Below are 14570 nucleotides of genomic sequence, written 5' to 3'. Positions count from 1 at the left end.
GCGCTCGAAGTGGTCTTCAGAAGGCGGCCTTACGAGCTGCCTTTTTCTTTGCCCACACGCTCGCCTCTTCGTGCGCCCGGTCGAATCCGGCCCTGGCGTAGTCAAGAGCCTGAGCCATGCGTCCCGCCTGACAGGGGCAAATAACGAGATCCTGTTCAATAGCGGCGTCGTGAATCCGCACGGCGATATCGGCAAGGTGTTTGAGCAGGTCGAGATAGCGCCACACGTCGAACCTCGCGCGCGTCAGCATCCCATCGATCTCGTACACAATCGCCGTATTCGTCGCGCAGTCGCTCGGCTAGCGCCAGGTCGAGTGCCGCCAGTGCTGCAAGTGCGCCAAACATGCGTTTGTGCAAAAAGTCCGAGCCGACGCGACGCGCGGTGGCGAGAGGGCCGTAGTTGAGCGGTTCGAACAGTGAGCAGCAAAGACCGTCGAGTTTCTCGCCGACTGCGCAGCAGGCGTGATGTACGGCGAGAAAGGGGCAGCCGCTACGGTTGCGGCGGCTGCGAACTTCCTCAATTCTGGAGTCGGCACCGTCGCGGTTCCATTTATGCCCGTGGTGCAGCCCCGCCGTGCCAAGGGTCGCGTAAAACGCCAGTTCGACGGCACAGGGCGGCGCGTTGAGCACTCTGATGGTTGCCATCATGCAACATCCTGCGCGGCGCACGCCTTCGTTATTTTCTTCGCACTTGCATCGCGTTCGGCAATGCGCGAAGCAATCCACGCATCGACTTCGCGCAGCACCCAACGGTTCGAGCGTGCACCGCCGACCTTGACGGGTTTTGGAAAACCACGCAGCCGCATCGCCTCGTACATGCTGCTGTAGGCGAGTCCTGCGCGGCGCATCGTTTCACGCGGCGTCAGCAGCGCGTCGCCCTGTAGCCGGTTTGCGGCGGATTCGAGAGGAAGGGATTCGAGGTCTGTGCGCGGAGTGCGCTTTGAGCGCACAGGTTTGTCGAGGGCCATGTTTGCTCCTGTTTTCTGTCAGCGGCTGGAACGCGCTGCATTGGAGCTACTGTTGTGTTTTGTCGTGGGTAGACCAAAAAGGTCCACCCAAAATTTTTATCTGACCCAGCGACGGATCGTTTCGGGCTTTATCTCGCCTTCGCAGGTAACGCCGAGAGATGCGCGCAACTCAGAGTTGGACGCGTTCAGTTGGCGCGCAACGATTTCCGCAGCGCTGCGCACGCTGTGCGTCTGCGGCAGCAGCCGTTCGATGTCACGGATTATTCCCGCGCGCTGCTCCGGCGTGAAGTTTCGCCTAGCCTCTGAAGCTTTTTTCGCGGCGCTGCGCTGCTTTAGAGTGGTTTTTGCACCCTTCGGTGCGTCGCCATTGAGCGCCGCTAGCAGCGCGATGCGTGCGGCCTTTTCCTCATCGTCGTCCATCAGCTCGGGGTCGGCGTCCGAGCCGAACGCATCGCAAAGCGCGAGGCGCAGCTTTATGTGCTGCGACGGAAACGCAGGGTCAAGGAAGCCGGTGGCGGTCAGCCGTCGCACGAGTAACTGCCAGAAGGGCGCAGCCCCACCGCACCGGTCGAACAATTCGCGCCTGTGGTGCAGGACCGGCCACGGCCAGTCATCGATCGTTGCTTCGGCTGACGTGTGGGCATTCGTGCCGGTCAGCAGCCCCGCCCGTCGAGATGACTTTAGCTGGCGGTCGATCAGTGCGCCCACCACAACGTCGAACTCCGCTTCGGTCATTGCGCATTGCCCGCGAACGGCAGCACCTTCGCGCCAGCCTTCAGCCCGTCCAGATAGTCGGCCCATTTCTGCATGAGGTCGCGCCGTGCGTCGAGCCATTGCGTGCGGTTGTACGCACGGCCCAGACTGTCGCGGACCTCGTGCGCGAGCTGCATTTCGATCACTTCGGCGCTCACGCCAAGTTCCTCGACGGCGAGCGTGCGTGCCGTCGCACGCCAGCCGTGCGGCAGCGCCTCGTCGGCGGTGTAGCCCATACGCTTGAACGCGGCGGACATGGCCATGTCGCTCATGCACCGGTCGCCGCCGCGCAGGCTGGGGAACACGAAGCGACCGCGCCCGGTCAGCAGGTGCAGTCCGCGCAGCAGCGCAACCGCCTGCGTGCTCAACGGTACGAGGTGGTCAGGGCCGTTCTCCTTGCCGGCCTTTTTTCGTTTCATGCGCGCGGCGGGCACAGTCCACATTGCGGCGTCGAGGTCGAATTCGGTCCATTCGGCCTGACGCAGTTCGCCTGGTCGCTGGAACAGGAGCGGTGCGAGCCGCAGGGCGGCGCTCACGGTCGCCGTGCCGGTGTAGCCGTCGATTGTGCGCAGCAGTGCGCCGAGTGCGACCGGTTCCGTTATGGCGGCATGGTGTTTGACCTGCGCAGGCGGCAGAGCGCCGCGAAGGTCGGCTGCCACGTCGCGTTGCGCGCGCCCGTTCGAAACGGCGTAGCGCATGACCTGGCCAATCAGCATGCGTACGCGGTGCGCCGTCTCGACATGGCCGGTTTTCTCGATTCGTTGCAATACGCCCAGCACGTCCGCAGGGGCGAGGTCGGCAACCGGTAACGCGCCGATGTAGGGAAACGCGTATTTTTCGAGCCTTCGCAGGTTGCGTGCTGCGTGCGACTCCGACAAGGTGGGGGAGAAGCGCTCGTGCCACTCGCGCGCCAGCGCTTCGAATGTGTTCGCAGCGTTCAGCCGCTGGGTCTGTTTCTCCGCCTTGCGGGCCGCGCCCGGGTCGACGCCTTTACCAAGTTGCTGGCGAGCCGCGTCACGGCGTTCGCGCGCCTGTTTGAGCGTCGTCTGGGGATAGACGCCGAGCGCGAGCGTTTTCTGTTTGCCCGCGAAGCGGTAGCGTAGCCGCCAGTATTTCGACCCGGCAGTTGAAACCTCAAGGTACATGCCTGCGGCGTCGCCGAGGCGGTAAGGGGCCGCTTTCGGTGCAGCGTTGCGGACTTCGGTATCGGTCAGGGCCATTTGGAAACTCTCGGGCTGGTCTGCGGGGCGGTGGTACGTGGTGTGGTGGTATCGACCTGCGGAGCTGTCGATGTGCCACCAGTTATGCCACCCGATACCACCAGATTGACACAGAGTATCCCAGCGATTCCCAGAAAGCAAAAACCCGCGAAGCCTTCCAGCTACGCGGGTTTCAGGAGATTGGCAGATGCTGCCAGATATTTGTTTGGTGGAGGCGGCGGGAATCGAACCCGCGTCCAGAAGTCCTCTACGACCAGTTCTACATGTTTAGTTCTGTCTTTTGATTTAACCGGAGCGACGCGGACGAACACGCTGCGCTACGGCGATTCACTAGATTTTCGACCCGGACGTCGTGACGCCGCCAAGGCTTAACTGACGTATATGACCTCTGTCGGTATTGCTACCGGTCTTGCGACACTAGCCCGTCAGTGAACTAGGCAGAGGACGGCGGCCCTTAGGCTGCCAGTGCGAACGTATCGTCGTTTGCAGTTACGTTTTTCCCATTGATTAACGAGGTGACGGGTCCTCGACATGCCCTAGCCGCTTCGCAACCCCTGTCGAAACCAGGTCGCCCCCGCGGTTCGTTGCTCACATATGCGAGCCAGACGCGATTTTACAATAGATTGACTGCCGCGTCGTGTGTGCCGCGGCCGACGGAGGCGGTAACTTCGTTAGGAAGTGTGTCGGCAGCGGTTTTGGACGCGAATTTCAGTCGTACAGGTCAGCCGCGCACAATTCAACCGATATCGCGCAGCAACTGCTGCAGCTCGGCCGGCGATTGCACCACGTGCTGCGCGTGCCACTGCGTCGGCGGAATGTCGTTGCCGCAATAGCCGTACGCCGCCGCGACCGTCTTCATGCCGGCCGCGAAACCGGCCTGCACGTCGCGCAGATCGTCGCCGACATACACGACCCGCTCGGGCGCGATGTTCAAGTCACGCGCCGCGTGCAACAACGGTGCCGGGTGCGGCTTCGAATGCGGGGTCGTGTCGCCGCTCACCACGCAGCCGGCGCGTTCTTCTAGCCCCAGTTGCGCGACCAGCGGCTCGGTGAGCCGGGCCACCTTGTTCGTGACGATGCCCCAGCGCACACCGCGCGCGTCGAGATCGTCGAGCACTTCGGCGATGCCGGGAAAGAGCGTCGTTTCGATGCACAGATCCGCTTCGTAGTTGGCGAGGAACTCCTCGCGCATCGACGCGAACTCGTGATCCTCGGGGCCGATCCCAAAGGCGCCGCCGATCAGCCCGCGCGCGCCGGCCGACGCCAGCGGGCGCAACTGTTCGAGCGGTACCATTTCGAGGCCGCGGTCGTGGCGCATCTTGTTGACGGCCGCCGCGAGGTCGGGCGCCGTGTCGGCCAAAGTGCCGTCGAGGTCGAACAGCACGGCGTGGCAAAAGCCGAGCGTGTTCTCGTTGTCTTCGCGTTGGGGCAGGGGAGTCGGATCGCTCATCGTCGGGTGGGTCGTGCGGGTCGGTGCGGATCAGGCGTCGCGGCGGCAGGCGAGCATGTAGTTGACGCTCGTGTCGGTCGACAGCGTGAAGTGTTTGCTGAGCGGGTTATAGACGATGCCCTTGATGTCGTCGGTGCGCAGACCGGCTGCGCGCACGAAGCCCGCGAGTTCCGACGGGCGGATGAAGCGCGCGTAGTCGTGGGTGCCCTTCGGCAGCATCCGCGCGATGTATTCGGCGCCGATGACCGCGAACAGATACGACTTCACGTTTCGGTTCAGTGTCGAGAAAAACACCCAGCCGCCTGGCTTCACGAGGTTCTTGCAGGCTTCGACGATGGCCGCCGGCTGCGGCACGTGCTCGAGCATTTCCATGCAGGTGACCACGTCGTAAGTGCCCGGTTCGCGGGCCGCGAGGGCCTCAGCCGCGATTTCTTCGTAATCGACCGTTACACCGCTTTCAAGGCTGTGAAGATCCGCGACGCCGAGCGCCTGGGTGGACAGGTCGATGCCCTTCACATGCGCGCCGAGCCCCGCCATCGATTCCGACAGGATGCCGCCGCCGCAGCCGATATCGAGCACTTTTTTGCCGGCCAGATGCGCGTGCGCATCGATCCAGCTCAGGCGAATCGGATTCAGTTCGTGCAGCGGCTTGAATTCGGCGTTCGGGTCCCACCAGCGGTGCGCGAGGTCGCTGAATTTCTGTAGTTCGTGGGGATCGGCGTTGGTCATGGCGAAAACTGCCTCGATGAGAGCGGTGACGCTCGAGGATAAACCCCGAGTATATAGGGCGAGAGACGGACCGGCAAAAGTGCGGGGCACGCCGGCGATGGCCGTGGAGCCCGCGGCAGCAGGGCTTCCGCGGCTTTTCGCATGATCGCGGTAAGGTTCGCTTCAGCCGCCGCTCGATCTCGGCGCGCATAAAAAAAGCCCCACCGAAGTGGGGCTTTCGATACTGCGGTAACTTTGCAGCTTACTGCTTCGGCGTACCGACAACTTCGACTTCCACGCGACGATCCGGTGCGAGGCAGGCGATGAGTTGCTTGCGGTTCTTCTGGTTGCAGCCGGTGGTAACCGGGTTGCGGCGGCCCTTGCCTTCCGTGTAGATACGGTTGGCTTCGACGCCCTTGCTGACCAGGAATGCCTTCACAGCTTGAGCACGGCGCAGCGACAGACGGTCGTTGTACGCGTCCGAACCGATACGGTCGGTGTGGCCCGTTGCAACGACGACTTCGAGGTTGATGCCTTGAATCTTCGATGCCAGTTCGCTCAGACGTTCCTTGCCAGCCGGCTTCAGGATTGCCTTGTCGAAGTCGAACAGAGCGTCAGCTTGATACGTAATCTTTTCGCTGGAGATTGCCGGAGCCGGAGCGACCGGTGCCGGCGGGGTCGGAGCCTGAGCAACCAGCGCGCCGTCGCACTTTGCGTTGGCCGTAGCCGGCGTCCAGAATGCATCGCGCCAGCACAGCTCGTTCGTGCCGTTCATCCACACGTATTCGCCGGTACCATTCACCCAGTTGTCGTTCGTAGCTTGTCGCGACGCCGGCACCGACTGTGCCATGGCGGATGCAGCCATAACCGCGGTAGCTGCAATGAACGCGAGCTTTGAAAGTTTATTCATATTTCTCCTCTCGAAATTGAGATTACCGCAGGTTTACTGCGAGCCTGTTGACGAAGACAAGTCATACATTGCTCGAAGTATAACATTGGTGCGGAACAAAAACCGTCTGTGTAGACTTCGAGCAGTGTCTGACTCTTTGTGCGTTGGCATTTTGCCATATCGTTCCCTTCCGACGAAAAAAAAATCCGCCCCCCATCAAATCACCCTTCGTTTGTGGTGCATGCGCAACAAATGTTTTCGTCTCAGGGGTCCGCCAGCTCTGGCTGAGCGGCCGATTGGCCTACGCACGAATCGAGCCTGATAATTGCGAAAAACGGAATATTGGCGGGCCGCGGACGGGCTCTGGCGGGCGCCCTACTAATATGTATACGTACCTTCGTCGGAGGCCCAGGCCCGGCATGTTAGAATCGCGTGATGCGTTGCGCCTGCAATGCTTACGCGAAGGCGACGGTCTGGCCGTCGCCTTCGCACGTAAAAGATACGGATAATGGATCAATTCGCCAAAGAGACTCTGCCAATCTCCCTCGAGGAGGAAATGCGCCGTTCGTATCTCGATTACGCGATGAGCGTGATCGTAGGGCGAGCGCTTCCCGATGTCCGCGATGGCCTGAAGCCGGTGCACCGGCGCGTGCTATACGCGATGCACGAGCTGAACAACGACTGGAACCGCGCGTACAAGAAGTCGGCGCGTATCGTCGGCGACGTGATCGGTAAATACCATCCGCACGGCGACACGGCTGTGTACGACACGATCGTGCGGATGGCCCAGGACTTCTCGCTGCGCTACATGCTGGTCGACGGCCAGGGTAACTTCGGTTCGGTCGACGGCGACAACGCCGCGGCGATGCGGTACACCGAAATCCGCATGGCGAAGATCGGCCACGAACTGCTGGCCGACATCGACAAGGAAACCGTCGACTTCGTGCCGAACTACGACGGCAGCGAAAACGAACCGGCCATCCTGCCCGCGCGCATTCCCAATCTGCTGATCAATGGCTCGTCCGGCATCGCGGTCGGGATGGCGACCAACATTCCGCCGCACAACCTCAACGAGGTCGTCGACGCCTGCCAGCATCTGCTGAAGAACCCCGAAGCGACGATCGACGAGCTGATCGAGATCATCCCCGCGCCCGACTTCCCGACCGCCGGCATCATCTACGGCGTGGCCGGCGTGCGCGACGGCTATCGCACAGGGCGCGGCCGCGTGGTGATGCGCGCGCTCACGCACTTCGAGGAAATCGACCGCGGCCAGCGCATGTCGATCATCGTCGACGAACTGCCGTATCAGGTGAACAAGCGTTCGCTGCTCGAGCGTATCGCCGAGCTCGTCAACGAGAAAAAGCTCGAAGGCATTTCCGATATCCGCGACGAGTCCGACAAGAGCGGCATGCGCGTGGTGATCGAGCTCAAGCGCGGCGAAGTGCCCGAAGTCGTGCTGAACAATCTGTACAAGGCCACCCAGCTTCAGGACACCTTCGGCATGAACATGGTCGCGCTCGTCGACGGCCAGCCGAAGCTGCTGAACCTGAAGGAAATGCTCACGTGCTTCCTGTCGCATCGCCGGGAAGTGCTGACGCGGCGTACCGTCTACGAACTGCGCAAGGCGCGCGAGCGCGGCCACGTGCTCGAAGGCCTCGCGGTCGCGCTGGCGAACATCGACGAATTCATCGCGATCATCAAGGCCGCGCCGACTCCGCCGATCGCCAAGCAGGAACTGATGGCGCGGCCGTGGGATTCGTCGCTGGTGCGCGAGATGCTGTCGCGCGCCGAGACGGAGAACGCGACCGCGGGCGGCCGTGAAGCGTACCGTCCGGAAGGGCTGAACCCGTCGTTCGGCATGCAGGTCGACGGCCTCTACCGTCTGTCCGACACCCAGGCGCAGGAAATCCTGCAGATGCGTCTGCAGCGCCTGACCGGTCTCGAGCAGGACAAGATCATCGGCGAGTATCGCGACGTGATGGCGCAGATCGCCGACCTGCTGGACATCCTGGCTCGCCCGGAACGCATTTCGGCGATCATCGTCGAAGAACTCACGTCGATCAAAGCCGAGTTCGGCGATGCGCGCCGCTCGAAGATCGAGCTGAACGCGACCGAGCTGAACACCGAAGACCTGATCACGCCGCAGGAAATGGTCGTGACCATGTCACACGCGGGCTACGTGAAATCGCAGCCGTTGTCCGAATATCGCGCGCAAAAGCGCGGCGGTCGCGGCAAGCAGGCGACTTCCATGAAGGAAGACGACTGGATCGATACGCTGTTCATCGCCAATACCCACGACCACATCCTGTGCTTCTCGAACCGCGGCCGCGTGTACTGGGTCAAGGTCTACGAAGTTCCGCAGGGTTCGCGCAACTCGCGCGGCCGGCCGATCGTCAACATGTTCCCGCTGCAGGAAGGCGAGAAGATCACCGTCGTGCTGCCGGTCAAGGAATTCTCGGCCGACAAGTTCGTGTTCATGGCGACCGCGCTGGGCACGGTCAAGAAGACGCCGCTCGAGGCATTCAGCCGTCCGCTGCGCAAGGGTATTATTGCTGTCGGTCTCGACGAGGGCGATTACCTGATCGGCGCGGCTATCACCGACGGCCAGCACGACGTGATGCTGTTCTCGGATTCGGGCAAGGCGGTGCGCTTCGACGAGAACGACGTGCGTCCGATGGGCCGCGAGGCGCGCGGTGTGCGCGGCATGCAGCTCGAGGACGGCCAGAGCGTGATCGCGTTGCTGGTGGCCGGCGACGAGCAGCAGTCGGTGCTCACCGCGACCGAGAACGGTTTCGGCAAGCGCACGCCGATCATCGAATACACGCGTCATGGCCGCGGCACGAAGGGAATGATCGCGATCCAGACCTCGGAGCGTAACGGCAAGGTGGTCGCCGCGACGCTGGTGGATCCGGAAGCGCAGATCATGCTGATTACTACGACAGGCGTGTTGATTCGTACTCGTGTGTCGGAAATTCGTGAAATGGGCCGTGCAACTCAAGGTGTTACACTCATCAGCCTTGACGAAGGGACCAAGCTGTCCGGTCTGCAACAGGTGGCTGAGGCCGAAGGCGAGTCGGAAAGCGAAACCGACGGCTCCGCTGAAAGCGACAACGGCGACAATGAAGGTGAGGGCGGTGCAGCCTGATCCGCGTCGGCGGTGTTTCAGTCTCAGTTAATAAGTTGAAGCTACGCTGTGGATCTTTGCGTATCGGGCCGATACGCTTTCCAGCGCGGCGCGCGGTTCAAGTTAATTTCTCTTAGGGAGTAATGATGCAAAAACGATTCAAACAACTGATGTTGCTGGCTGCCCTCGTGCCGACGTTCGCAATGGCTCAAGCGCTGCAAAACCAGGCGCCGGCAGCTCCGGCCGCTGCAGCAGCACCGGTTGACCCGGCCAAGCAGGCAGCGATCAAAGACCTGCTCGACGCCATCGACGCACAGAAGCTGGTCGGCGCGATCGGCAACAGCGCGCAGATGCAAGCCAAGCAGCTGGTGCCGGCAATCCTGTCGGACGCGCTGAGCGAAAACAAGACGATGACGGACAAGCAGAAGCAGGCTGCCGTGCCGGCGCTGCAGAAGAACGCGGTGCCGAAGCTGGTCGACGGCGCAGGCCAGGTGTTCGCAACGGACGGCTTCCGTCAGGACGCAATGCAGGCTCAGTACGACGCGTACGCGAAGTACTACAGCACGTCGGAAATCAAGGATCTGACGACGTTCTACAAGAGCCCGACCGGCCGCAAGTTCATCCAGGTGCAGGATCAGGTTGGCCGCGACGTCGTGAACAGCCTGATGCAGAAGTACATGCCGGAATCGATCAAGGCAACGCGTGACCAGGCCGACAAGGAAGTCGCGTCGGTCAAGCCGGCAGCCAAGTAATTCCGCTCGTCGGGCAGCGCTGCCGGTAGTAAGGCCGGCAGCCTGCCTTCGCCGCCCGGGCAAGTGCCCGGAAGGCGCACCCGCCGGGCCACACGGCGTGGCGGGTTGGCGGCGACAATGCGATAATGGCCGTTTGCGCACAGGCGCAGACGGCCATTTTTCTTTTTCGGTGAGCCGTTTCGCAGATCTTTCGCCGAATTTCGCGCGGTTTTCGTTTTTATCGCGCCCGCTTCCAGGACCTCACATGCGCGTCTTTAATTTCTCCGCCGGCCCGGCGGCCATGCCCGAAGAAGTGCTGCGCCAGGCAGCCGACGAAATGCTCAACTGGCACGGCAGCGGCATGAGCGTGATGGAAATGAGCCATCGCGGCAAAGAATTCATGTCGATCCACGAGGAAGCGCTGACCGACCTGCGCGAGTTGCTGCAGGTGCCGGCGAGCCATCGCATCCTGTTCCTGCAGGGTGGCGGCCTCGGCGAAAACGCGATCGTGCCGATGAACCTGCTCGGCTCGAAGCCGCGCGCGGATTTCGTCGTTACCGGCTCGTGGTCGCAGAAGTCGTTCAAGGAAGCGCAGAAGTACGGCAGCGTGCATCTGGCCGCGAGCGGCCAGACCGCGGACGGCTTCACCCGCGCGCCGGCGCGCGTGGAATGGCAGCTGTCGGACGATCCCGCTTACGTGCATCTGTGCACGAACGAGACGATCCACGGCGTCGAAACCTTCGAGATTCCCGACCTTGGCGACGTGCCGCTCGTCGCGGACGCGTCGTCGCATATCCTGTCGCGCCCGATGGACATCGCCAAATACGGCGTGCTGTTCGGCGGCGCGCAGAAGAACATCGGCATGGCCGGCGTGACGGTCGTGATCGTGCGCGAGGACATGCTCGATCGCGCGATGCCGATCTGTCCGTCCGCGTTCGAATGGAAGACCGTCGCCGAGAACAATTCGATGTACAACACGCCGCCCACCTACGCGATCTATATCGCCGGGCTCGTGTTCAAGTGGCTGAAGAAGCAGGGCGGCCTCACGGCGATCGAAGCACGCAACCTCGAAAAATCGAAGCTGCTGTATGACACGATCGACGCGAGCAGCTTCTATCTGAACAAGGTCGAGCATGGCTCGCGCTCGCGGATGAACGTACCGTTCTTCCTCGCCGACGAGTCGCGCAACGAAGATTTCCTGTCCGGCGCGAAAGCGCGCGGCTTGGTGCAGCTAAAGGGCCACAAGTCCGTCGGCGGCATGCGGGCGTCGATTTATAACGCCGTCCCGCTCGAAGGCGTCAAAGCGCTCGTCGAATACATGAAGGAATTCGAGCAGCGCGGCGCCTGAGTCGAGCGACTCGCAGGCGCGCGCATCTTTTCCAGCAGTTACCCGGCAGGGCTGTATCTCAAGCATGGACGACGAACTCAATACCCGACTCAAACCTCTGCGCGATCGTATCGACGCGCTCGACGCGCAGCTGATCGCGCTCCTGAATCAGCGCGCGTCGGTCGCGCTCGAAGTGGGCGAGGTCAAGAAGCATTTCAACGCGCCGGTGTTCCGGCCGGAGCGCGAGCAACAAGTGATCGCGCGTTTGCAGGAGATGAGCGCGGGCCCGCTCGCCGCCGAGCACATCAGCGCGATCTGGCGCGAGATCATGGCGGCGAGCCGCGCGCTCGAAAAGACCATCAAGACCGCCTACCTCGGGCCGGTCGGCACCTATAGCGAACAGGCGATGCACGAGTACTTCGGTCAGTCGATCGAAGGTCTGCCGTGCCCGTCGATCGACGAAGTGTTCCGCTCGGTCGAAGCCGGCGCCGCCGACTACGGCGTCGTGCCGGTCGAGAATTCGACCGAAGGCGCGGTGTCGCGCACGCTCGATCTGCTGCTGCAAACGCAGTTGATCATCGGCGGCGAGCTGGCTTTGCCGATCCACCACAATCTGCTTACGCAAAACGGCCTCGCCGGTGTCACGCGCGTGTGCGCTCATGCGCAGGCGCTCGCGCAGTGCCAGCGCTGGTTGTCGACCAATGCGCCGCATCTCGAGCGCCAGGCGGTGGCGAGCAATGCCGAGGCCGCGCGGATGGCGGCGGAAGACCCGACCGTCGCGGCGATCGCCGGCGACCGCGCCGCGATCCACTACGGCCTGCAGGTCACCAACGCGCTGATCCAGGACGACCCGCATAACCGCACGCGCTTCGTGATGATCGGCAAGCAGCCGACCGGTCCGAGCGGCCATGACCAGACGTCGCTGATCGTGTCGGTCGCGAACGAGCCGGGCGCGATGGTCAAGCTGCTCGAGCCGCTGTCGCGCCACGGCGTGTCGATGACGCGTTTCGAATCGCGTCCGGCGCGCGTCGGCACGTGGGAGTACTACTTCTATATCGACGTCGAAGGTCATCGCGACGATGCGGCCGTCGCCGCCGCGCTGGCCGGACTTGGCGAGAAGGCCGCGTTCCTGAAGATCCTCGGCTCCTATCCGCGGGCCCGCTAAGGCCCCATTCAACGGATACCGGCAGCCGGTCCCGGGCGGCATCGAATACGCCGCCCGGCTACGAAATCAACTACTCATACTCGTTCGGAGATTGTCATGACAGCGTCTTTCGGCCCTTCCTATGTGCGCGCGATCGCGCCATACATCGCCGGTAAGCCGATTTCGGAAGTGGCCCGCGAGTTCGGTCTCGAAGAGGCGAGCATCGTGAAGCTGGCATCGAACGAGAATCCGCTGGGCATGCCCGAGTCCGCGCAGCGCGCGATGGCGCAGGCGATCGCCGACCTCGGCCGCTATCCGGATTCGAACGGCTTCGAGCTGAAGGCCGCGCTGAGCGCGCGCTACGGCGTGCCGGCCGAGTGGATCACGCTTGGCAACGGCAGCAACGACATCCTCGAACTCGCCGCGCATGCGTTTGTCGAGAAGGGCGAGTCGGTGGTGTTTGCGCAGTACTCGTTCGCGGTCTACGCGCTCGCGACCCAAGGCGTCGGCGCACGCGCGATCGTCGTGCCGGCCGTGCGCTACGGCCACGATCTCGACGCGATGCTCGCCGCGATCACCGACGATACGCGCCTGATGTTCGTCGCGAATCCGAACAATCCGACCGGTACGTTCATCGACGGCCCGACGCTCGAGGCGTTTCTCGACAAGGTGCCGCGCCGCGTGGTCGTGGTGCTCGACGAGGCGTACACCGAGTATCTGTCGGCGGACAAGCGCTATGACTCGATCGCGTGGGTGCGCCGCTATCCGAACCTGCTGGTGTCGCGCACGTTCTCGAAGGCGTTCGGCCTCGCGGGTCTGCGCATCGGCTTCGCGATCGCGCAGCCTGAATTGACCGATCTGCTGAACCGTCTGCGTCAGCCGTTTAACGTGAACACGCTCGCGCAGGCCGCGGCGATCGCCGCACTGAACGACAGCGCGTTTCTCGAGAAAAGCGCGGCGCTGAACGCGCAAGGCTATCGCCGTCTGAGCGAAGCATTCGACAAGCTCGGTCTCGAATACGTACCGTCCGAAGGCAACTTCGTGCTGGTGCGGGTCGGCAACGACAACGCCGCCGGCGCCCGCGTGAATCTCGCGCTGCTGAAGCAGGCGGTGATCGTGCGTCCGGTCGCTAACTACGGTTTGCCGCAGTGGCTGCGCATCACGATCGGGTTGCCGGAAGAAAACGAAGCGTTCCTCGCGGCGCTCGAAAAAACGCTTGCCGAGCCTGCCGCGGCGTAAGCATTGATCCTTGACCCGCGCGTCGAACCGGCAGGAACGGCGCGCTTATTGTCCGTATTGTGTGAGCGACGTGGCCGCGTTTTCCTTTAACAAGCTGGTGATTTTCGGTGTCGGTCTGATCGGCGGATCGCTTGCGCGCGCGTTGCGCGAGCGCGGCGAGGTCGGTGGGGCGCGGACGGTGATTGGCGTCGGACGCAGCGCCGCGTCGAGTGAGCGCGCATTGACGCTGGGCGTGATCGACGCCGCCGCAGCGCTCGACGATGCTGCCGCGTTGCGCGACGCGCTCGCCGGTGCCGACGTCGTGCTGCTCGCGGCGCCCGTTGCGCAGACGCAGCCGCTGCTCGAACGCATCGCGCCGTATCTCGACGCCCAAACCATCGTCACCGACGCGGGCAGCACCAAATCCGACGTAGTCGCCGCCGCGCGCGCGGCGCTCGGTGCGCGCATCGGCCAGTTCGTGCCCGGGCATCCGATTGCCGGGCGCGAATCGAGCGGCGTCGACGCCGCGTTGCCCGACCTGTACGTGAATCGCAACGTGGTGCTGTGCCCGCTGCCGGAGAATCAGCCGCAAGCGGTCGAGCAAGTCGCCGCGATGTGGCGCGCGACCGGCGCGCTGGTGCGCGAGATGGCGCCCGCGCAGCACGATCGCGTGTTCGCGTCGGTCAGTCATCTGCCGCACGTGCTGTCGTTCGCGCTGGTCGAACAGATCCTCAATTCGCCCGATGCCGCGCTGAAGTTTTCGTTCGCGGCCGGCGGCTTTCGCGACTTCACGCGCATCGCCGCGTCGAGCCCGGAGATGTGGCGCGACGTCTGCGTGGCCAATCGCGCCGCGCTGCTCGACGAACTCGATGCGTACACCGCGGTGCTCGCGCGCCTGCGCACCGCGATCGAAGCCGGCGACGGCGCCGCGCTCGAAGCGGTATTCGCCCGCTCGCGCGTCGCCCGCAGCCAATGGCAGGAACAGCGCGCGACCGGTGTGGCCGGCAGCGACGCGTCGAAATAACCGGAAACTGGACTC

The 14570-nt window shown here is 63.2% G+C and carries 13 protein-coding genes and 1 other RNA gene; 6 read left to right on the top strand and 8 right to left on the bottom strand.

Going from position 1 to position 14570, the window contains the following annotated elements:
* Positions 1-155 precede the first annotated feature (155 nt).
* The 8 genes from BTH42_RS34880 to ompA form a co-directional block, all read right to left on the bottom strand.
* On the bottom strand, positions 156-647 hold the full coding sequence (locus BTH42_RS34880) for a hypothetical protein (RefSeq protein WP_143752114.1): 492 nt from the start codon (positions 645-647) through the stop codon (positions 156-158).
* Positions 644-967 carry an AlpA family transcriptional regulator gene (locus tag BTH42_RS35810; RefSeq protein WP_218642015.1) on the bottom strand — a complete coding sequence of 108 codons (324 nt, stop codon included), beginning with the start codon at positions 965-967 and terminating at the stop codon, positions 644-646. Before BTH42_RS35810 ends, BTH42_RS34880 begins: the two co-directional genes overlap by 4 nt.
* 96 nt (positions 968-1063) lie before the next feature.
* Positions 1064-1702 carry a hypothetical protein gene (locus BTH42_RS18595; RefSeq protein WP_075302056.1) on the bottom strand — a complete coding sequence of 213 codons (639 nt, stop codon included), beginning with the start codon at positions 1700-1702 and terminating at the stop codon, positions 1064-1066.
* Positions 1699-2940: an integrase arm-type DNA-binding domain-containing protein gene (locus BTH42_RS18590; RefSeq protein ID WP_075302054.1), complete on the bottom strand. Its 1242-nt coding sequence runs from the start codon at positions 2938-2940 to the stop codon at positions 1699-1701. The genes BTH42_RS18595 and BTH42_RS18590 overlap by 4 nt, the downstream gene beginning before the upstream one ends.
* Positions 2941-3146: 206 nt before the next feature.
* Positions 3147-3516: a transfer-messenger RNA gene (gene ssrA, locus BTH42_RS18585) on the bottom strand.
* Between the two features lie 160 nt (positions 3517-3676).
* The gene (gene gph, locus BTH42_RS18580; protein WP_075302052.1) at positions 3677-4390 is read right to left on the bottom strand and encodes a phosphoglycolate phosphatase; all 714 of its coding nucleotides are present in this window, start codon (positions 4388-4390) and stop codon (positions 3677-3679) included.
* A 30-nt stretch (positions 4391-4420) separates the two neighbouring features.
* Complete coding sequence (gene ubiG, locus BTH42_RS18575; protein ID WP_075302050.1) at positions 4421-5119, bottom strand: bifunctional 2-polyprenyl-6-hydroxyphenol methylase/3-demethylubiquinol 3-O-methyltransferase UbiG; 699 nt, start codon at positions 5117-5119, stop codon at positions 4421-4423.
* A 241-nt stretch (positions 5120-5360) separates the two neighbouring features.
* Positions 5361-6008, bottom strand: a complete 648-nt coding sequence (gene ompA / locus BTH42_RS18570) for an outer membrane protein OmpA (protein ID WP_026228725.1) — start codon at positions 6006-6008, stop codon at positions 5361-5363.
* Positions 6009-6495: 487 nt separating this feature from the next.
* Between ompA and gyrA the strand changes: the two genes are divergently transcribed.
* From gyrA to BTH42_RS36065, 6 genes are all read left to right on the top strand, one after another.
* Complete coding sequence (gene gyrA, locus BTH42_RS18565; RefSeq protein ID WP_075302048.1) at positions 6496-9132, top strand: DNA gyrase subunit A; 2637 nt, start codon at positions 6496-6498, stop codon at positions 9130-9132.
* A 125-nt stretch (positions 9133-9257) separates the two neighbouring features.
* Positions 9258-9863, top strand: a complete 606-nt coding sequence (locus tag BTH42_RS18560; protein ID WP_075302046.1) for a DUF2059 domain-containing protein — start codon at positions 9258-9260, stop codon at positions 9861-9863.
* Between the two features lie 244 nt (positions 9864-10107).
* Positions 10108-11190, top strand: a complete 1083-nt coding sequence (serC, locus tag BTH42_RS18555) for a 3-phosphoserine/phosphohydroxythreonine transaminase (protein WP_075302044.1) — start codon at positions 10108-10110, stop codon at positions 11188-11190.
* Between the two features lie 64 nt (positions 11191-11254).
* Complete coding sequence (pheA, locus tag BTH42_RS18550; protein WP_075302042.1) at positions 11255-12334, top strand: prephenate dehydratase; 1080 nt, start codon at positions 11255-11257, stop codon at positions 12332-12334.
* A 96-nt stretch (positions 12335-12430) separates the two neighbouring features.
* On the top strand, positions 12431-13552 hold the full coding sequence (gene hisC, locus BTH42_RS18545; RefSeq protein WP_075302030.1) for a histidinol-phosphate transaminase: 1122 nt from the start codon (positions 12431-12433) through the stop codon (positions 13550-13552).
* Between the two features lie 61 nt (positions 13553-13613).
* Positions 13614-14555, top strand: a complete 942-nt coding sequence (locus tag BTH42_RS36065) for a prephenate dehydrogenase/arogenate dehydrogenase family protein (protein WP_256702097.1) — start codon at positions 13614-13616, stop codon at positions 14553-14555.
* The last annotated feature ends 15 nt before the right edge of the window (positions 14556-14570 follow it).

Origin of the sequence: Burkholderia sp. SRS-W-2-2016, from assembly GCF_001931485.1 — a bacterium.
GTDB lineage: Bacteria > Pseudomonadota > Gammaproteobacteria > Burkholderiales > Burkholderiaceae > Paraburkholderia.
Note: the sequence above shows the minus strand (reverse complement) of the source record. Positions and strands in the feature narration are given on the sequence as shown.